This is a genomic window from Jiangella aurantiaca (genome assembly GCF_004349105.1).
Classification (GTDB): domain Bacteria; phylum Actinomycetota; class Actinomycetes; order Jiangellales; family Jiangellaceae; genus Jiangella; species Jiangella aurantiaca.
This window is the reverse complement of the sequence record NZ_SMLB01000021.1, coordinates 77,041-95,797: the sequence shown is the minus strand read 5'-3', so window position 1 is coordinate 95,797 and position 18,757 is coordinate 77,041. Positions and strand designations below refer to the sequence as shown.

Annotated in this window: 16 protein-coding genes; 10 read left to right on the top strand and 6 right to left on the bottom strand. The window is 72.4% G+C overall.

The window, feature by feature from the left end:
• The 3 genes from E1262_RS16370 to E1262_RS16365 form a co-directional block, all read left to right on the top strand.
• Positions 1-301 (top strand): hypothetical protein (locus E1262_RS16370; protein WP_203453933.1); only part of this gene is annotated, 301 nt, incomplete at its 5' end.
• A gap of 137 nt (positions 302-438) precedes the next feature.
• Entirely contained in the window at positions 439-507 is a 69-nt protein-coding gene (locus E1262_RS32130; RefSeq protein ID WP_420810532.1) for a putative leader peptide, read from the top strand.
• Between the two features lie 127 nt (positions 508-634).
• Positions 635-3,340 carry a M14 family zinc carboxypeptidase gene (locus E1262_RS16365; RefSeq protein ID WP_132104206.1) on the top strand — a complete coding sequence of 902 codons (2,706 nt, stop codon included), beginning with the start codon at positions 635-637 and terminating at the stop codon, positions 3,338-3,340.
• Positions 3,341-3,420: 80 nt separating this feature from the next.
• Here the strand turns inward: E1262_RS16365 and E1262_RS30925 are convergent, their stop codons facing one another.
• A complete protein-coding gene (locus E1262_RS30925) occupies positions 3,421-3,717 on the bottom strand; it encodes a DUF1905 domain-containing protein (protein ID WP_203453932.1) in 297 nt (98 codons plus the stop codon).
• Between the two features lie 265 nt (positions 3,718-3,982).
• Between E1262_RS30925 and E1262_RS16355 the strand changes: the two genes are divergently transcribed.
• Complete coding sequence (locus tag E1262_RS16355; RefSeq protein WP_203453931.1) at positions 3,983-5,707, top strand: sensor histidine kinase; 1,725 nt, start codon at positions 3,983-3,985, stop codon at positions 5,705-5,707.
• On the opposite strand, the gene E1262_RS16350 is transcribed toward E1262_RS16355, so the two are convergent.
• The 3 genes from E1262_RS16350 to E1262_RS16340 form a co-directional block, all read right to left on the bottom strand.
• The gene (locus E1262_RS16350; protein ID WP_132104203.1) at positions 5,689-8,079 is read right to left on the bottom strand and encodes an HAD-IC family P-type ATPase; all 2,391 of its coding nucleotides are present in this window, start codon (positions 8,077-8,079) and stop codon (positions 5,689-5,691) included. The genes E1262_RS16355 and E1262_RS16350 overlap by 19 nt on opposite strands.
• A gap of 62 nt (positions 8,080-8,141) precedes the next feature.
• Positions 8,142-8,564: a MerR family DNA-binding protein gene (locus tag E1262_RS16345; protein ID WP_132104202.1), complete on the bottom strand. Its 423-nt coding sequence runs from the start codon at positions 8,562-8,564 to the stop codon at positions 8,142-8,144.
• Positions 8,561-8,878 carry a hypothetical protein gene (locus tag E1262_RS16340; protein WP_203453930.1) on the bottom strand — a complete coding sequence of 106 codons (318 nt, stop codon included), beginning with the start codon at positions 8,876-8,878 and terminating at the stop codon, positions 8,561-8,563. The genes E1262_RS16345 and E1262_RS16340 overlap by 4 nt, the downstream gene beginning before the upstream one ends.
• 112 nt (positions 8,879-8,990) lie before the next feature.
• Here E1262_RS16340 and E1262_RS31720 point away from each other — a divergent pair, with 112 nt between their 5' ends.
• From E1262_RS31720 to E1262_RS16320, 4 genes are all read left to right on the top strand, one after another.
• The gene (locus E1262_RS31720; protein ID WP_132104201.1) at positions 8,991-9,245 is read left to right on the top strand and encodes a substrate-binding domain-containing protein; all 255 of its coding nucleotides are present in this window, start codon (positions 8,991-8,993) and stop codon (positions 9,243-9,245) included.
• Positions 9,246-9,500: 255 nt separating this feature from the next.
• Positions 9,501-10,799 (top strand): ammonium transporter, encoded by a 1,299-nt coding sequence (locus E1262_RS16330; protein ID WP_132104200.1) that lies wholly within the window; start codon positions 9,501-9,503, stop codon positions 10,797-10,799.
• A gap of 4 nt (positions 10,800-10,803) precedes the next feature.
• Complete coding sequence (locus tag E1262_RS16325; protein ID WP_119662727.1) at positions 10,804-11,142, top strand: P-II family nitrogen regulator; 339 nt, start codon at positions 10,804-10,806, stop codon at positions 11,140-11,142.
• Entirely contained in the window at positions 11,139-13,478 is a 2,340-nt protein-coding gene (locus tag E1262_RS16320; RefSeq protein ID WP_132104199.1) for a [protein-PII] uridylyltransferase, read from the top strand. The genes E1262_RS16325 and E1262_RS16320 overlap by 4 nt, the downstream gene beginning before the upstream one ends.
• Here the strand turns inward: E1262_RS16320 and E1262_RS16315 are convergent.
• Positions 13,373-14,740, bottom strand: a complete 1,368-nt coding sequence (locus E1262_RS16315) for a cupin domain-containing protein (RefSeq protein WP_132104198.1) — start codon at positions 14,738-14,740, stop codon at positions 13,373-13,375. The genes E1262_RS16320 and E1262_RS16315 overlap by 106 nt on opposite strands.
• Positions 14,725-15,000, bottom strand: a complete 276-nt coding sequence (locus E1262_RS16310) for a hypothetical protein (RefSeq protein ID WP_132104197.1) — start codon at positions 14,998-15,000, stop codon at positions 14,725-14,727. Before E1262_RS16310 ends, E1262_RS16315 begins: the two co-directional genes overlap by 16 nt.
• Positions 15,001-15,502: 502 nt before the next feature.
• Between E1262_RS16310 and E1262_RS16305 the strand changes: the two genes are divergently transcribed.
• Positions 15,503-16,384 carry an ATP-grasp domain-containing protein gene (locus tag E1262_RS16305; protein WP_132104196.1) on the top strand — a complete coding sequence of 294 codons (882 nt, stop codon included), beginning with the start codon at positions 15,503-15,505 and terminating at the stop codon, positions 16,382-16,384.
• A 110-nt stretch (positions 16,385-16,494) separates the two neighbouring features.
• Positions 16,495-18,468: a threonine--tRNA ligase gene (thrS, locus tag E1262_RS16300; RefSeq protein ID WP_238992956.1), complete on the top strand. Its 1,974-nt coding sequence runs from the start codon at positions 16,495-16,497 to the stop codon at positions 18,466-18,468.
• The last annotated feature ends 289 nt before the right edge of the window (positions 18,469-18,757 follow it).

Sequence of the window (18,757 nt, the reverse complement as noted above, 5' to 3'; positions counted from 1 at the left end):
CCCGCCGCCCTCGCCTCCAGAGTTGATCTTGGAGAAACTGGGGAATCAACCGGACGAATCGGACGCCAACCCCGCGGTTACTCCAAGATCAACTCTGGAGGCGAGGGCGGCGGGCTCGACCCTCTCCGCGCTGGCCGAGGGCTACCTGCGCGACTCGATGATCACCGGGACCGCGACGCTCGCGCTCGTCGTCGCGGGCGGCGGCGGGGCCGTGCTGCTTGTCGCGACCGTCGCCCGTCACCGGCCGATCGGCCGGCAGTGGCTCACCATCGCGGTCGTGCTGGCGGTCAGATCGCACTGATCGCCGCCTGGACCGCATGACAATACCTACAAAGGCGCTAGGGAATCAACCGGCAGCCCACTTGCTGACATGCCGGACCTGACCGGGCGTCATGGGGCAGTTGACGCAGAACGGGCGGCTCGGCGAAGATCACGGCCATGCGAACCGTGCTGCTGACGAAGCGGGGTCACATCGACCTCATGCGCATCGCCAGCGCCGCCTGTTGACGCGCGCTCGCAGCCGGGCGTTCCAGCCCGCCGGCGGCGCGTCAATCCCTCCGCAGGCGTCCGGCCCTGCGTGACGACGTCCTCGCGTGGGCGGCTCCACCGTTTCCCCGACCGGAGGTATGCCCTCATGCCCAGATCGCCCTTGCGAGCAGCACTGACGCCGGTGGCGGCGGCCGTGCTGCTCGCGGTCCCGGTGGCGGCAGTGTCCGCCGCTCCAGCCACCGCCGAACCCTCGGCCTCGCAACCCGCGGCCCTGACCACCGGCTACCCGCAGCAGAACGTCCTGCCGGTGTGGCCGGACGACCCCAGCGACGCGTCGATCCCGATCGGCGTGATCCCGTACGACGAGATCGCCGCGAAGCTCAACGCGTTGCAGCAGGCCAGCGACCGCGTGTCCGCGCGCGTCGCGGGCCGGTCCAGCGGCGGCCGCGACCTGTACGCCGTCGTCGTGACCGCGCCCGAGACGCCGGCCGAGACCGCCCAGCAGGAGGCGTGGAAGCAGTGGCTGGAGGACGAGCCGGAGGCCGCCCGCACCGACCCGGCGCTGCTGACCGGCTACAAGACGCCGCTGTTCGTGAACGCCAACATCCACGGCAACGAGTGGGAGGGCACCGACGCCGCGCTGCGGGTCATCGAGGAGTTCGCGACGAGCACCGACCCGGCCGTCGCGGCCCTGCTCGCGCGGAACCGCCTGGTGTTCAATGTCACAGCGAATCCGGACGGCCGGGTGGCGGGCACCCGGCAGAACGCGGCCGGCTACGACCTCAACCGCGACCTCACCATCGTCTCCCAGCCGGAGACCACGCTCATCCGTGAGCTGATCGTCGACACCAAGCCGATCATCACGCTGGATCTGCACGGCTACGTGAACCCGACGCTGCTGCACCCGAGCACCCCGCCGCACAACGTCAACAACGAGTACGACCTGTACATCAAGCACGGGCTGCCGAACGCGCTGAACATCGAGCAGGATCTGCGCGCGCTCGGCTACCCGGAGACGCAGCGGGCCCGCATCCCGTTCCGCGACGACGCGCCTGGGGTGTGGGACGACTTCCCGCCGATATACGTGCCGTCGTTCGCGATGCTGCAGAGCAGCATCCCGTACACGATCGAGGCGCCGCTCAACCCGCGCGGCGCGGACCTGACGCCGGCAGAGCGGGTGCGCCGCTCGGCCATCAACACCGACGTCCACGAGGTGGCCATCAAGACCTCGCTGCAATACATCCAGGACCACCGCGAGGAGGTCATCCACGACCAGGCCGAGTGGTACCGGCGGGGCTGGGCCGGCGAGGCGCTGCGTGAGATCCCGGACGGCTACGTGCCCGGCTGGGGCCCGGAGGACCGGTACACGACGGAGTTCCCGCGTTCCTACGTCATCCCGGCGGGGGAGCGGCAACACTCGGCGCCGGCCGTGGCGCGGCTGGTCGACCTGCTGGTCACCAGTGGCGGCCGGGTCACGCAGGCGACCGAGGACTTCACCGCGAACGGCACCCGCTACCCGGCCGGCTCCTACGTCATCGACCTGCACCAGCCCAAGCGCGGCCTGGTGAACTCGCTGCTCGAGCCCGGCTACGACCTCACCGACCGGGTCGACGATCTGTACGCAGGCCCGGCGGCCTGGAGTCAGGGACTCACCTGGGGCGCCACCGTCGACACCCTGTGGGACGAGCTGCCCGACGTGCCGGTGGAGCGGGTGGACGACGGCGTTGCCACTGGCGCGCTGCCTGACGGCGACGTCGACCTGCGCCTGGACCCCCAGGACGCCGCCGACCTCCTGACGGTGAACGCGCTGCTGGCCGAGGGTGTCGGGGTGACGCGCCTGGCCGACGGCTCAGTGGTCGTGCCGCGGTCGGCGCGGGCCGAGGCGGCCGAGCTGGCCGCCGCGCACGGCGTCACGTTCACCGCGGCGCCGGAGGACTGGAGCGGCGCGCCGCTGGACGAGCTCGTCGTCGGCTACACCGGCGGCGCCGAGACGCGCGACACCCTGCTCGCGCTGGGCTTCGAGCCGCGTGCGGTCGCGGCCGCGACGCTGGCCCAGACTCTGACCGGCGACGTCGACGTGCTGCTGGTCGGCGGCACGCTCAACGTGGGCGCGCTCACGCCGGAGAACCGGGCCGCGCTGGACGCGTTCCTGGCCCGCGGCGGCGGCGTGGTCGGCCTCGGCACCGCCGGCGCGAGCTTCAGCAACGCGGCGGCGCTCCTCCCGGTGACGGCGACCGCGGGCGACAGCCTGGCCAGCGGCGTCGCGAACATCGTCAACGCGGGCGGACCGGTGACCGGCGGCGCCATCCCGCACGCGTTCATCGCCCAGCCGGTCTGGTTCACCGGACTAGGCAGCGGAGTCGTCATCGAGCAGTCGTATGCCGCCGATCCGCTGCTGGCCGGCTGGTGGGCGGCGAACGACGCCGGCACGAACGGCCAGGCCGCGGCCGCCGGGCAGGCCAGCATCGTCCGCGGCGTCGTACCGGCGGGCGCCGGCACGGTCCTGTTCGGCACCAACCCGACCTACCGGCTGCACCCGAAGGGCCTGCAGCCGCAGCTGGGCCGGGCGGTCCTGTGGGCGGCGACGGCGGACGCCTGCCCCGCCGGCCACTCGCCGGAAGAGACGGTCGCGTTCGGCGACGTGGACTCCGGCGTGGCCAACGCCCACCGCGGCGACGACGGCTGCACCATCCTCGACCTCGTCGAGGCCGGCGAGCCGTTCGCGGACCACGGCCGGTTCGTCCGCCACGTCGGTGAGGTGGTCGGCGACTTCCGTGACGGCGGCCTGATCACCGCCCGCGAGGCGGCCGCGATCACGCGCGCGGCGGCCGCGTCGGACGGCGGCCGGTAGGTCGGTTCGACCTGCTGGAGGGCTGCTGTCGGATCCGACGGCAGCCCTCCAGCGAGGTGGTGCTGCCGGCGTTCTGGCCCCTACTCGCGGACAGTCAGCTCGACGGTGACGGTGTCGCCGTCGTCGACCCCCTCGGCGGTCCGGACCGCCTTCTTGACCGGGAGCACGTAGCAGCCGCTCTTCGCGTCGGGGAAGATCGACGTGGACCAGGATGTGCCGCCGAGCCGCACGCCGACCTTCAGCGAGCCGAACCCCGGGCGGGGCGGGCGGGGACGGGCACGGATGTCGGCCGAGAGGTCGGCCGGCACGGTGACGAACACCCACGACGCCTCGCCGCCATACGCCCACAGCTCGGCGCCGAACGTGTACTGCTGCACCGCCTCAGTCTGGCAGCCGCCACCGACAACGGAACCGGCTCGGGGCCGGCACCCCCATACCGGCCCCGAGCGATCCCCCGCCGTGCGGGCTCTGTGATCCCGCCGCACCTCTAGTGGAGCGCGCCGGGGCGGACCGGCGGACCGGGCGAAGGTCCGGCGTCCGGTGGGACCAAGGTCCTCTGTGCGCCGGGACCCTCGGCCCGGGGCGTTCCTCGACATCGCCGCTGGTCGATGGGAGACTGAGCCGGGTAGCAGGGGGTTGACGTTGTCCGAGTCCGAGCAGCTTCTCCCGAAGGTGCCGCTCGATCGGCTACTGGCGGAGGTGCAGTCGCGGCTGCAGGCCGTGGTCGAGGCGCGCGACAGCGTGCACGCGCTGCTCGAGGCCGTTGTGTCCATCGGCCGGGAGCTGGAGCTCGAGACCGCCCTGCGGCGCATCGTCGAGGCGGCGATCGACCTGGTCGACTGCCGGTATGGCGCGCTCGGGGTGATCGGCGACGACGGCCAGCTCGCGCAGTTCATCCCGATCGGGGTCTCGGAGCAGGAGATCGCCCGCATCGCGGAGTGGCCGCACGGGCGCGGCGTGCTCGGCCTGCTGATCAAGGAGCCGCGGCCGTTGCGGCTGGCGGAGATCTCCGAACACCTGGAGTCGTACGGGTTCCCCCAGGGCCACCCGCCCATGCGCAGCTTCCTCGGCGTCCCGATCCGGGTCCGCGACGCCGTGTTCGGCAACCTGTACCTGACTCAGAAGAACGGCGGCCGCGACTTCGACGAGCAGGACGAGACCATCGTGACGGCGCTGGCCACCGCCGCGGGCATCGCGATCGAGAACGCCCGGCTCTACGACGCCAGCCGCCGGCGCGAGACCTGGCTGGACGCGTCGGCCGAGGTGACGCAGGCGCTGCTGTCCGGAACCGAGCTCGACGACGCACTGACGCTGATCGCCGCGCACGCGCGGACCATGTCGTCGGCGCGCGCCGCGGTCGTCGTCGCGCCGGACGACGAGGCGGCCGGACTCATGCGGGTGCTGACGGCCAACGGCGAAGGCTCCGACGCGCTCGACGGGCTGCAGTTCACCGCCGACGGCACGCTGTCCGAGGCCGTGCTGCGCTCCGGTGAGCCGCGCGTCCTCACCGAGGTCCGCCGCGGAGCGGAGCCGGCGCCGCTGCTGGACCGGCTGCCGGCCGGGCCGGCGCTGCTGGTGCCGCTGGGCGCGCCACCGCGCGTGCGTGGCGTACTGGTGCTGGTCAGGCAGCGCGGTGAGCAGCCGTTCGCAGCGCCGACGGTGCGGATGCTGCAGGCGTTCGCCAGTCAGGCCGCGGTCGGACTGGAACTGGCCGACGCCCGCAAGGACGCCGAACGGCACGGGCTGGTCGACGACCGCGAGCGGATCGCCCGCGACCTGCACGACCTCGTGGTGCAGCGGCTGTTCGCCAGCGCGATGAGCCTCACCGCGGCCGCCCGGCTGATCGACCGGCCGGACGTCGCGGCGCGGGTGGAGCGCACCGTGGACGACCTCGACGCGACCATCCGGCAGATCCGGTCGACCATCTTCGCGCTGCAGTCGTCGAAGGACGACGGGACCGAGACGCTGCGCGGCCGGCTCGTCTCCGTCGTGCAGTCAGCGGGAGAGCAGCTCGGGTTCGCGCCCGGCCTGCAGCTCGTCGGGGAACTGGACTACGGGGTGCCCGACGAGGTCGCCGACCAGCTGGTGCCGGTGCTGCAGGAGTCGCTGTCCAACGTCGTCCGGCACGCCAAGGCATCCCGGGTGAGCGCCGTCGTCGAGTCGTCCGGCGGCCGGGTGCGGGTGACCGTCGCCGACAACGGGGTCGGGCTGCCGCCGGAGCACCACAGCAGCGGGCTGGCGAACCTGGCCGAGCGGGCCGAGCGGCTCGGCGGGACGTTCAGCGCCGGGCGGGGGCCCGAGGGCGGAACGGAGGTGCGCTGGGAGGTCCCGGCCCGCCGCGGCGACGCTCAGTCCGCGTCTGCCTGACGGTCGCGCCCGCTCCACGCCCAGATCAGCTCGACCAGGACGACGCCGGCCGCGGCGCAGATCAGGCCGATGACGGTGAAGCCGGTGTTGCTGGGGTCGAGCAGGAACAGGTCCTGGGTGAACGGCAGCAGGAACATCAGCGCCGACGACGCCGCCATGACGACCACCAGCGCGATCTTCCACGGCGCGTAGGGGCGGGCCACGATCGCCAGCACCCACAGCGCGATGATCGTCAGCGTGATCAGCGCTGTGGTCGTGGCCTGCGTGCGGGAGGCGTCGGACGAGTCGCCGCCGTCGTAGGTGAGGATGTAGGCGACGAAACAGGCGATCCCGATGACGATCCCGGCCGGCACCGACGTGCGCATCACCCGGCGGACGAACCCGGGACGCGCCCGCTCGGCGTTCGGCGCGAGCGAGAGCACGAACGCCGGCACGCCGATGGTGAACCAGCCGGTGATGGTGACGTGCCGCGGGTAGAACGGGTACGGCAGCGCGTCGTACCCCACCAGGCCGGGCACGCCGACCATGAACGCCAGCAGCACCGAGTACACCGTCTTGGTGAGGAACAGCGTGGCGACCCGCTCGATGTTGCCGATGACGCGGCGGCCCTCGGCGACGACGTGCGGCAGCGTGGCGAACTTGTTGTCGAGCAGCACGATCTGCGCGACCGACCGGGTCGCCGGGCTGCCGGCGCCCATGGCCACGCCGATGTCGGCGTCCTTGAGCGCGAGCACGTCGTTGACGCCGTCGCCGGTCATCGCGACGGTGTGCCCGCGCGACTGCAGCGCGCCGACCATGGCCCGCTTCTGGTCCGGCGTGACCCGGCCGAAGACGGCGTTCTCGTCCAGCACGTCGGCCAGCGCGTCGCGGTCCGCGGGCAGCGTCCGGGCGTCGACGGTGTGCGTGGCGCCGGGCAGCCCGAGCGACCCGGCGACGGCACCCACGGAGGCGGCGTTGTCGCCGGAGATGACCTTCACGGTGACGTCCTGCTCGGCGAAGTAGGCGAGGGTGTCCTTGGCGTCCGGGCGGACCTTCTGGTCCAGCACCAGCAGCGCCGACGGTGTCACGGCGCCGGGCGCGCCGGCGGCGTCGACCGGCTGGTCGGAGCGGCCGAGCAGCAGCACCCGCAGCCCTTGGGCGGCGGTGCGCTCGGCGTCGTCGCGGGTGGCGTCGCCGGCCGGCAGGAGGACGTCCGGCGCGCCGAGGACCCAGTGTCCGTTGCCGTCGAAGCTCGCGCCGCTCCACTTGCGTGCCGAGGAGAACGGCGCCACCCCGGTGACCTGCCAGCCGGGGTCGTCCGGGTGCGCCTCGGCGATGGCCTGCAGGCTGGCGTTCGGCCGCGGGTCGGCGGCGGCGAGCGCGCCGAGCGCCGTCCGCACCGCCGCGCCGTCGCCGTCGCCGTCGAGCTCGCGCACCTCGGCCAGCCGCATCGCGTTCTCCGTCAGCGTGCCCGTCTTGTCCGCGCACACGACGTCGACCCGGGCCAGCCCCTCGATCGCCGGCAGCTCGTTGACCAGGCACTGCCGGCGGCCGAGCCGGATCACGCCGACCGCGAACGCGATGGACAGCATGAGCACCAGGCCCTCGGGCACCATCGGCACCAGCGCAGCCACCATGCCGCGCAGCGCGTCGGGCAGGTCCTGGTCGCCGGACAGCTGGTTGTACACCGACAGCGAGCCGGCCGGGATCAGCAGGTAGGTGATGAAGCGCAGGATGGTGTTGACGCCGTTGCGCAGGTCGGAGTTGACCAGCGTGAACCGGCTGGCCTCCTCGGCCAGCCGGGCCGCGTACGCCTCGCGGCCCACCTTCGTGGCCCGGTACGCGCCGTTGCCGGCCACCACGAAGCTGCCGGACATCACCGGGTCGCCCGGGTGTTTCACCACCGGGTCGGACTCGCCGGTGAGCAGCGACTCGTCGACCTCCAGGGCGTCGGCCGCCACGACCTCGCCGTCGACGACGACCTGGTCGCCCGCGCTCATCTCGATGACGTCGTCGGCGACCACCTCGTTGGGCGCCAGCTCGACGGTGACGCCGTCGCGGCGCACCCGGGGCCGGGCCTGCCCGACGATGGTGAGGCGGTCGAGGGTGCGCTTGGCCCGCAGCTCCTGGATCAGGCCGACGACGCTGTTCGCGACGATCATCGCGCCGAACAGGCCGTCCAGGATCGAGCCCGTGGTCAGCACGATCGCGAACAGCACCGCGAGGATGGCGTTGATGCGGGTGAAGACGTTGCCGCGGACGATCTCCCAGACGCCGCGGCTGGCCCGTGCCGGCACGTCGTTGGTTCGGCCGGCGGCGACCCGGGCCGCCACCTCCGCCGTCGAGAGCCCGCGCCCGACGTCGGCCGGCGCGGTCATCTCGTCGGAGGTCATGGGAAGACCCTAACGGCGCCGCGTGGCGCCACAAGGTCTTTCCTCGCCGCCTTTCCTCGGCGTCAGGTGCCGGCTCCGGCGAGACGGGTGAACGGGATCGGGCAGTCCGGGCTGCCGGCGCAGTCGCGCAGGTCGTGGCAGCCGGCGTCCACCGCGGCTTGGAGGGTGTCGCGGATCGCGGTCAGGTCGGCGATCCGCGACTCGACCTCGGCGATCTTCGCGGTGGCCCGCTCGCGCAGGTCGGCGTCGGAGCGGGCGTGCCCGCGGCCGGTGTCGACCAGCTCGGCGATCTCGTCCAGCGTGAAGCCGAGCCGCTGCGCCGCCTTGATGATGCGGACGGTGGTGACGGCGCCGGCCGGGTAGACGCGGTGGCCGCCGAGCGTGCGGTCCGGCGCGGCGAGCAGCCCGCGCCGCTCGTAGTAGCGCAGCGTCTGCAGGTTGACCCCGGCGGCTCCGGCCAGCTCGCCGCTGCGCAGCCCCGTCATCGGGTCAGCCGTTCCAGCCCGTCGAGCACCGCCGCCTGCGCCGGCGGCACCTCCACGGTCAGCGCGCCGCGGTCGCCGAACGTGAAGGTGAAGAACGCACAGCAGGCGGACTCGCGGGCAGCGAGGTCGCGGGCCGTCGCGAGGACCGCGGGGTCGTCGTCCAGCGTGAGCCGCAGCCGGGTGGGTGACATACGGTCCGGCTGCCGGGCGGAGCGGGCGAACAGGTCGGCGAACTCGGCCAGTCGCAGCGGCCGGTCCGCCGACGGCAGGGTGCACGAGTCGGGAAGGAACGAAGCGTCGGCGATGATGTCCATATCCCGACGGTAAACCCGTACCCGGGTACCGGTTGCAACCCCTGTTCCGCCATCTCCTGGGCGCCCGACCTCCACCCCCGAGTTGATCTTGGAGTAATCGTGGTGTTGCCGGGTGGAATGTCCGTTTGATTCCACGGTTACTCCAAGATCAACTTCGTGGGCGGGGTCAGGGGAGTGTGTCGACGACACCTACGCGGCCGCCTGGACGTCGCCCCGGCTCACGACGGTGCGGCAGCCGATGCGCGAGATGGGCCGGGTGGCGCTGCGGACGCTGCTGTCGCTGGCGCAGGGGCAGCGCCCGGAGACCTACCACTTCGAGCTCGCGACCACGTTGATCGAGCGCAGCTCCATGGCACCCCTGGACTGATCACGCCCCTCTGCTCGCGTTGATCTTGGACTTGTTCGGCCATCTATCGGACATTCCGGGCTGCAATTGCCGAACAACTCCAAGATCAACGGAGAGGCGGGGCGGGCGCTGTTCACGCAGTCGTAACGCAACGGTGGTCCATGTCACGCGGCCGTAATGGTCGCCGCACGCCCGAGTAACGACGGGTCGCCACGATCACAGGGACGTGGCCGGCCTGTGAACGGGCCGGCGTTCCGACTCGGCTAGGAGCCAACGATGCCCGAACTCAGCGCGGGCGATACCGCGTGGGTGCTCACGAGCGCGGCTCTCGTTCTGCTCATGACCCCCGGACTGGCCTTCTTCTACGGCGGCATGGTGCGCGCCAAGGCGGTCCTCAACATGCTCATGATGAGCTTCCTGGCGCTGGCGATCGTGCCGGTCCTCTGGGTGCTGTGGGGCTACACGCTCGCGTTCGACGGCACCAACGGCGGCCTGATCGGCGGGCTCGGGAAGTTCGGCCTCGACGGCGTGGGCCTGGACTCGATGCACCCCGGCGGGCTGCCCATACCCGAGTTCTCCTTCGTCGCGTTCCAGGCGGTCTTCGCCATCATCACCGTGGCGCTGATCAGCGGCGCGATCGCCGAGCGGGCGTCGTTCCGGGGGTGGGCGCTGTTCGTGCCGCTCTGGCTGACGCTGGTCTACCTTCCGGTCGCGAACTGGGTGTGGGGCGGCGGCTGGATCTTCGAGCTGGGCGCGCTGGACTTCGCCGGCGGCACCGTCGTGCACATCAACGCCGGTGCGGCGGGCCTGGCACTGGCGTTGGTGCTCGGCAAGCGGATCGGCTGGCCGCAGCAGCCGATGCGGCCGCACAACCTGCCGTTCGTACTGCTGGGCGCCGGGCTGCTGTGGTTCGGCTGGTTCGGGTTCAACGCCGGCTCGGCGCTCGGCGCGAACGGGCTGGCCTCGGCGGCGTTCGTCAACACGATGGTGGCGACGGCGGCGGCGGTCCTGGGCTGGCTGCTGGTCGACGTCGTGAAGCAGAAGCACTCGACGACGCTCGGTGCGGCGTCCGGCGCGATCGCCGGTCTGGTCGCCATCACGCCGGCCTGTGCCTACGTCAGCCCCATCGGTGCGATCATCATCGGCGTCGTCGCGGGCGCGGTGTGCGCCCTGTGCGTCGGGCTCAAGTACCGGTTCGGCTACGACGACTCGCTCGACGTGGTCGCGGTGCACCTGGTGGGTGGCGTCGTCGGCACGCTGATGATCGGCCTGCTGGCGTCGGCGGACTTCACCGGCGAGGCCGAGGGCCTGTTCTACGGTGGCGGCGTGGACCTGCTGTGGCGGCAGGCGGTGGCCGCGGCCGTCGTCATCGTCTTCTCGTTCGTCGTCGCCTACGTGCTCGGGAAGATCATCGACGCGACTGTCGGGTTCCGGGTCAGCGAAGAGGAGGAGGTCGACGGCATCGACCTCAACAGCCATCTCGAGACCGGCTACGAGCTGACCTCGACGTCGGCCGGCCCCACCCGGAGCGCGGCCGCCGCGCCCGCCCGCGCCGAGTCCGCACAGGGAGCGTGACCACATGAAGCTCGTCACCGCCGTCATCAAGCCGTTCAAGCTCGACGAGGTACGCAAGGCGCTCGAGGCGTTCGGCGTCAACGGCATGACCGTCACCGAGGCCAGCGGCTACGGCCGGCAGAAGGGGCACACCGAGGTGTACCGGGGTGCGGAGTACACCGTCGACCTCGTGCCGAAGGTGCGCCTGGAGGTGCTGGTCGACGACCTCGACGTGGACCAGGTGCTGGGGGTCATCGCCGAGGCGGCCCGGACCGGCAAGATCGGCGACGGCAAGATCTGGGTCACGCCGGCCGAGGCGGTCATCCGGGTGCGCACCGGGGAGACCGGGCCGGACGCGCTCTGAGCACCGCCACCGACCGGTTCGTCGCGCTGCGCCGGGCGATCGTCGACGACGACCGCCTCGGCGCGGCGCAGCGAGCCCAAACGCTGTCGGAGCTGGCCGACGGGTGGCTGGCACGTCTGTTCGCGGATGTGCCGGCCACCACGCGCCGCGGGTACGCGCTGGTCGCCGTCGGCGGCTACGGACGACGTGAGCTGCTGCCCGGCAGCGACCTCGACGTGCTGCTGCTCGTCACCAGCCGCGGCGATCCGGGCGCCGTCGCCGACGCCGTGTTCTACCCGGTGTGGGACGCCGGACTCGCACTGGACCACTCCGTGCGCACGCTCGGCCAGGCGGTCGACGTGGCCGCGTCCGACCTCAAGGCGGCGCTCGGCCTGATCGACGCCCGGCACGTAGCCGGCGACGAGGCGCTGACGGAGAAGCTGCGCGCCGACGTCCGCGACGGCTGGCGCAAGCAGGCCGCGGCCCGGTTGCCCGAGCTGGCCGCGATGTGCCGCGACCGCGCGGCTGGCGTGGGGGAGCTGGCGCACCTGCTGGAGCCGGACCTCGTCCAGGCCTACGGCGGGCTGCGCGACACGCTGGCGCTGCGGGCCGTGACGGCGTCCTGGATCGCCGACCGCCCGCGTACCCCCGAGGTCGACCTCGCCCGGCGGTGGCTGCTGACCGTCCGCGACGCGCTGCACCGCACGACCGGGCGGCGGCAGGATCGGCTGCTGTTCGAGAACCAGGACGACGTCGCCGCGAAGCTCGGCCTGCTGGACGCGGACCCGCTGCTGCGCCGCGTCGCCGAGGCCGGCCGCAGCATCGCCTACGCCTCCGACGTCACCTGGCGCGACGTCGAGCGGACGCTGGCCGGCCGGCGGCGGCGCGGACGGCGCCAGCAGCTGGTCCGCCGCCCGCTGGCCGGCGGCGTCGACGAGTACGACGGCGAGGTGGTGCTCGCGCGCGACGCCGAGCCCGCCCGCGACGCCGTCCTGCCGCTGCGGGCGGCCGCCGCGGCGGCGCAGGCCGGCCTGGTGCCGAGCCCGCAGACACTGGCCCGGCTGGCCGCCGAGTGTCCGCCGCTGCCGGAGCCGTGGCCCACCTCGGGCCTGGACGCGCTGGTCAGCCTGCTCGGCGCCGGGCCGGGCATCGTGCCGGTGTGGGACGCGCTGGAGGCGGCTGGGCTGGTGGTGCGCTGGTTCCCGGAGTGGGAGCGGATCCGCTACCGGGCCACCCGCACGCCTGTGCACCGGCACACCGTCGACCGGCACCTGGTCGAGACCGCTGCCGTCGCCTCCCGGCTGACCCGCCGGGTGGCCCGGCCGGACCTGCTGCTGCTCGCCGCGCTCGTGCACGACCTCGGCAAGGGCGTGCCCGGCAACCACTCCGAGGCGGGCGAGCCGATCGCCGTCGCGCTCGGCCGGCGGCTCGGGCTGACCGAGGACGATGCGTCGACGCTGGGCCGGCTGGTCCGGCACCACCTGCTGCTGCCGGAGACGGCGACCCGGCGCGACCCGGACGACCCGGCCACGCTCGCGACGGTGGTGGACGCCGTCGGCACCCGCGAGTTCCTGGAGCTGCTGGCCTGCCTGACCGAGGCCGACGCGACCGCCGCGGGGCCGATCGCGTGGACGCCGCTGCGGTCGCGGCTGGTCGGCGACCTGGTCGAGCGGACCGGGCTGGTGCTGGCCGGCGCCGCGCCTCCCGAGCCCGCCCGGCTGACGGCCGAGCAGGCCACGCTGGCCGCGGCCGGGACGCTGGCCGTGCGGGTGACCCCACCGGACGGCGACGCCGCGGGCCTCGCGACGGTGACCGTCGTCGCGCCGCGGGGGCCGCGGGTGCTCGGCGTCGTCGCGGGCGTGCTGGCGCTGCACCGCCTCGACGTCCGCTCCGCCAGCGCGTACACCGCCGGCGACGCCGTCGTGCTGGTCTGGCAGGTGGTCGCGCGCCGCGGTGGCGGGCCGGACGAGGTCCGGCTGCGCGAGGACGCCGCCCGGGCGCTCGGCGGCAGCCTCGACCTGGGGGAGCGGCTGGCCGCTCGCGCCGCGGAGTGGCGGGGGCGGGTGATCGCGCACGCCCGGCCGCGGGTCGAGCTGCTTCGCGACGTGTCGGCGGACGCGACGGTGCTGGAGATCCGCGCGCACGACGAGCCGGGCCTGCTGCACCGGGTCGCGACGGCGCTCAGCGGGCCGGGTGTCGTGATCCGGTCCGCCGTCGTCGGAACGCTCGGGTCCGAGGCGATCGACGTCTTCTACCTGGTCGACGGCGCCGGCGCGCCGCTGTCCGCGGCGGCCGAGGAGACGGCGGTCGACGCCGCCCGCGCCGCGCTCGCAGGTGCGGACGACGGCGCGCCCTGACCGGTACCGGGCAGGCGGAGGAAGCCCTCGCTCACCAGGCGGCGGAACAACACCAGCCGGTCCTCCGCCGCCAGGGTGCCCGGAAGGTCGGCCGCGGACACCGGCAAAGGCGCGGTCACCAGCCACTCGAGCTCCGACTCCAGGCGAGCTGGCATGGACAGGCGGCGGGTCCCGGACGCCAGCACCAGCCGCCCGTCCTCGCGCAGGTCGACGGACCAGGTGTCGCGGTCATGCCGGTCCAGAGGCGTGGTCAGATCCAACTCGGGGCCGGCCGCGATGCCGCACAGGTAGCCGTCCACGTCGGGCGTGAGCCGGCTCATGGCCACGGCCGCCATGCGGTCGATCAACGCGGCAGGCTCGGCTCGCCGGCGCAGCTGTGCCAGCGCCGAACTCACGCCGTCGACGGCCATCGAACGTGCGTCGGCGTCGCGAGCGAAGGCCGTCGGCAGCGCGCGGCGGCCGGCCGGATTTCGGCGGGCAACGTCATCGACGGCGGCATGCAGGACGTCTGCCCACGTCAGAGTGAGCACGCCCACCGCGAGATGCACAGACACCGCATCCGTCGACTGCGCCTCGTGCACGAGCCCGCGCGGCACGTAGAGCACGTCGCCCGCGGCGACCTCGACCACAACCGGCGGAGCTGAGGGCGCGTGCTCCTCGCGCCGATAGTGCTGCGAGTTGAGCGGCACCGGGACCGGGATGTCGTACAGCTTCCATACCTTGGTGCCGGCGACCTGGACCACGAAGACGTCGTGGGTGTCATAGTGCGCGGCGAGGCCCTGTGCGTGCGCCGGGGTCACGTAGGCGTTGGCCTGGACACCAGCGCTGAGCTCCCGGCCGAGGTCATTGCAGAAGTCGCGCAGCGCCGCGGACCGCCCCTGCAGGAAGGACAACACCAGCGACGACCCAGCCCGGAACTGCTCGTAGAGCCACTCGGGCCCGCCTGGAGAGGTGGACGCCCGGCCGCGTGCCGCACCACCGGCGAGCGCCGGCTGGGCCTCCGCGTCCTCGTCCGGATCTCCGGCCGGCCCCAACGGCCCGCCGGCCGCCCGGATCTGGCCCGCCTCGAGGTTCGACGTCGCCACCAGCGCATCGATGTCGCGTAGCGTGACCAGGTCCGCATAGTAGCCAGGGTCACCGCGGTCGACATGAAGGTACGCGGTTTCCCAGTAGTGGCGGAGGAACAGGTCAGCGTCGTGTGGCGCCAGCAGCCGGGCGAGGCTCCAGGGCCTCGGGCCGGGCTGGCTCAAGCCGGATGCCATGCGGCATCGGTGGGGTCGGGGTCGGTGACGAAGTAGCCGTCCGTCCCATCCCAGTCCCAGCCGTAGATCTTGTCCCTCGCATCGTGGTCGTGGATGTCAACCGCGCGCGGCGAGTGCGCCGAGACGTTGGCTGCCTGGACCCGGTTCCAGAACTCACGCGCGTCCTCGCGCTGGAAGTCCGTGTCTGTGAGCAGGCCCTTCGTCCGGGCGAACGTAGCCAGCTTCGCCTTCGCCGCTACGGGACCTTGTTCGTAGGTCATGCTGAACCCCCCCGGGAAGATCGCTCCCTAGCTGCGGATTCTGCTCCTGCTGCTGGGCGGTGTCCACCCCCACCCGCCGGAGACGGAACTCCGGCTGGGAATGAGGATGTCCCGCCGTCGCGACGATGTATTCGTCCGTCGCATGTCAGCACTCATCTTTGATCTTGGCTGATGACCCTTCTGGGCGATGGCGAATTGTCGCCGCTATTGTCGGCGAAGGGCATAGATCCACTTCACTTGGCGCATGTCCGGCGTATACGACCGGGCACGCTTGATCATGGAGAAGGTCGGCTCTGGAGTCGCGGGAAACCCGACCTTCTCCATGATCAACTCGGTGGCGGAGCTGTGAGTGCCCTGGCCGGGTCGGCCAGGCCCGCGCGGGCGGCCGACGCCCGACGCGGTCGCCGTCCTCCTGCCGTACCTCATGTGAGGCGGCCGCTGTCAGTGGTGACGGGTATCGTCGGGCCTGTCGCCTGCGAAGACACCGGAGGGATCACGAACCATGCCCCGCGTCGCCCTGGTCACGTGCGCCGAGCTGCCCGATCTGGACACCGACGACCAGTTGGTGGTCGAGCCGCTGCGCTCGCACCGCGTCGAGGTCGAGACGCCGGTCTGGGACGATCCCGCCGTCGACTGGACGGCGTTCGACCTCGCCGTCCTGCGCAATCCGTGGGACTACGCCCGTCGCCGGGAGCAGTTCCTGGCCTGGGCGCACGCCGTCCCGCGGCTGCTCAACCCGGCGAAGGTGGTCGAGTGGAACACCGACAAGGTGTACCTGCGCGAGCTGGCCGCCGCCGGGCTGCCCGTGGTCCCGACGACGTGGCTGGCCCCGGGCGACGCGGGCGACCCGGCCGCCGTCCTCCCGAGCGAGGGCGAGTACGTCGTCAAGCCGTCGGTCAGCGCCGGCTCCGCCGACACCGGGCGCTACCGGCTCGACGACGCGGAGCAGCGCGCCCTCGCCGTCGCGCAGGCCGAGAAGCTCCTGGCCCGCGGGTCCACCGTCATGCTGCAGCCGTACCTCAGCGCCGTCGACACCGCCGGCGAGACCGCCATGCTGCACATCGGCGGCGAGTTCAGCCACGCCATCCGCAAGGGCGCCCTGCTCGACGGGCCCGACCTGCGTGACGGCCGGCCGCTGTGGAGCGAGCAGATCGACCCGCGCGAGCCGACCCCCGCCGAGGCCGAGCTGGCCCGGCGCACGCTCGACGCCATCCCGGGCAGCGACGGCCTGCTGTACGCGCGCGTCGACACCATACCGGGCCCCACAGGAACGCCTGTGATCCTTGAAGTAGAGCTGACCGAGCCGAGCCTGTTCCTGGCCACGTCGCCGGGAGCGCCGGAACGCCTGGCGGGGGCCATCGTCGCGCGCCTCCATGGCCGATGACCGACCGCGACGTCCCAGCCCTGCGGCGAGGCGCACAAGGGGAAGGCCAACGGGTAGCATCGACCCGGCCCGAAACGGCGGCCACACACCACACCGACCGAGGAGCAGTCGTGTCCGAACAGATCCGCATCGTCGTCGCCGGAAGCGAGCGACAGGTCGATGCGGGCACGACGGCGGCCGGCCTGTTCGCCGACGACCCCACGATCATCGCGGCGCGGGTCGGCGGTACGCTCGTCGACCTCGCCCGGGTGCTGGGCGACGGCGACGACGTCGAGCCGGTCGCCATCGACTCGCGCGACGGCCGCGACATCCTGCGCCACTCGACGGCGCACGTCATGGCGCAGGCGGTGCAGGGTCTGTACCCGGAGGCCAAGCTCGGCATCGGCCCGCCGGTCGAGAACGGCTTCTACTACGACTTCGACGTCGCCGAGCCGTTCACCCCCGACGATCTCAAGAGCATCGAGAAGAAGATGCAGCAGATCGTCAAGGAGCGGCAGTCGTTCGTCCGCCGTCCGGTCAGCGACGACGAGGCCCGCGCGGAGCTCGCGGCCGAGCCGTACAAGCTGGAGCTCATCGGCCTCAAATCGGCAGCAGGCCACAGTGCTCCAGAGGGGGCGTCCGCCGAGGTCGGCGCCGGCGAGCTGACGATCTACGACAACGTGAAGCCGGACGGCGAGCTGGCCTGGAAGGACCTCTGCCGCGGCCCGCACCTGCCGACCACCCGCAACATTCCGGCGTTCAAGCTCATGCGCGTCGCCGCCGCCTACTGGCGGGGGAGCGAGAAGAACCCGCAGCTGCAGCGCATCTACGGCACCGCCTGGGAGAGCCGCGAGGCGCTCAAGGACTACCTCGACCGCCTCGCCGAGGCGGAGCGGCGCGACCACCGCAAGCTGGGCCGCGAGCTCGACCTGTTCAGCTTCCCTGACGAGCTCGGCTCCGGCCTGCCGGTGTTCCACCCCAAGGGCGGCGTCATCAAGCGGGAGATGGAGGACTACGTCCGCCGCCGGCACCTGGAGGAGGGCTTCCAGTACGTCGGCACCCCGCACATCACCAAGCAGGGCCTGTTCGAGACCTCCGGGCACCTGCCGTACTACGCCGAGGGCATGTTCCCGCCCATGGAGGTCGAGGGCAGCTCGTACTACCTCAAGGCCATGAACTGCCCGATGCACAACCTCATCTACCGCTCCCGCGGCCGGTCCTACCGCGAGCTGCCGCTGCGGCTGTTCGAGTTCGGCTCGGTGTACCGGTACGAGAAGTCCGGCGTGGTGCACGGCCTCACCCGCGTGCGCGGCATGACGCAGGACGACTCCCACTCCTACGTCACCCAGGAGCAGGCGGCCGACGAGATCCGGCACTTGCTGGACTTCGTGCTCGGGCTGCTCAAGGACTTCGGGCTGGACGACTACTACCTGGAGCTGTCCACCCGCGACCCCGAGTCCGACAAGTTCATCGGCACCGACGAGCAGTGGGAGGAGGCGACCCGCATACTCGAGGAGGTCGGCAAGGCGTCCGGACTCGAGCTGGTTCCCGACCCGGGCGGCGCCGCCTACTACGGCCCGAAGATCTCGGTGCAGACCCGCGACGCCATCGGCCGGAGCTGGCAGATGTCGACCATCCAGCTCGACTTCAACCAGCCGGCCCGGTTCGAGCTGGAGTACCAGGCGGCCGACGGTTCGCGGCAGCAGCCGGTGATGATCCACTCGGCGAAGTTCGGCTCCATCGAGCGGTTCATCGGCGTGCTGACCGAGCACTACGCGGGCGCGTTCCCGCCTTGGCTGGCGCCGGTGCAGGCGGTCGGCATCCCGATCGCCGACGAGCACGTGCCCTACCTGGAGCGGCTCGCGGCGAAGCTGCGCGAGCGAGACATCCGGGTCGAGGTCGACGACTCCGACGACCGCATGCAGAAGAAGATCCGCAACGCGCAGAAGCAGAAGATCCCGTTCATGCTCATCGCGGGCGACGACGACGTCGCCAAGGACGCGGTCTCCTTCCGCTACCGCGACGGCAGCCAGAAGAACGGCGTGCCGGTCGACGACGCGATCGCCGAGATCGTCGACGCGGTGAAGCGCCGCATCCAGGTCTGACTGAGCCGGTCACGGCGTGTCGAGGCTATCGTGTGTCCATGTCCATGGATCGTCGTGCGCAGGTCCCCAGCGAGGGAGTGACGAGCGGGGCCGAGGCGGCGGCGCAGATCCTCGCTGCCGAGCCCATGGATGTGCCCCGGGTCGACGACCCACGGGGCGAGCTCGATCAGCTGCGAGGCCGTCGCGCGTGATCATCGGTGATATCCGCGGGTTGCGGAGTGTCCACTCGCGTCCCGGTGCCCCCACGACCACATCCGGGGAGTGACAGTGCCCGAGACCGACCGCCTGG

Excerpts from the sequence above, each read along its gene's own strand:
- E1262_RS16365 (WP_132104206.1), top strand. The coding sequence starts at position 635 with ATGCCCAGATCGCCCTTGCGAGCAGCACTGACGCCGGTGGCGGCGGCC.
- E1262_RS16350 (WP_132104203.1), bottom strand. The coding sequence starts at position 8,079 with ATGACCTCCGACGAGATGACCGCGCCGGCCGACGTCGGGCGCGGGCTC.
- E1262_RS16345 (WP_132104202.1), bottom strand. The coding sequence starts at position 8,564 with ATGACGGGGCTGCGCAGCGGCGAGCTGGCCGGAGCCGCCGGGGTCAAC.
- E1262_RS16340 (WP_203453930.1), bottom strand. The coding sequence starts at position 8,878 with ATGGACATCATCGCCGACGCTTCGTTCCTTCCCGACTCGTGCACCCTG.
- E1262_RS16330 (WP_132104200.1), top strand. The coding sequence starts at position 9,501 with ATGCCCGAACTCAGCGCGGGCGATACCGCGTGGGTGCTCACGAGCGCG.
- E1262_RS16325 (WP_119662727.1), top strand. The coding sequence starts at position 10,804 with ATGAAGCTCGTCACCGCCGTCATCAAGCCGTTCAAGCTCGACGAGGTA.
- E1262_RS16315 (WP_132104198.1), bottom strand. The coding sequence starts at position 14,740 with ATGGCATCCGGCTTGAGCCAGCCCGGCCCGAGGCCCTGGAGCCTCGCC.
- E1262_RS16310 (WP_132104197.1), bottom strand. The coding sequence starts at position 15,000 with ATGACCTACGAACAAGGTCCCGTAGCGGCGAAGGCGAAGCTGGCTACG.
- E1262_RS16305 (WP_132104196.1), top strand. The coding sequence starts at position 15,503 with ATGCCCCGCGTCGCCCTGGTCACGTGCGCCGAGCTGCCCGATCTGGAC.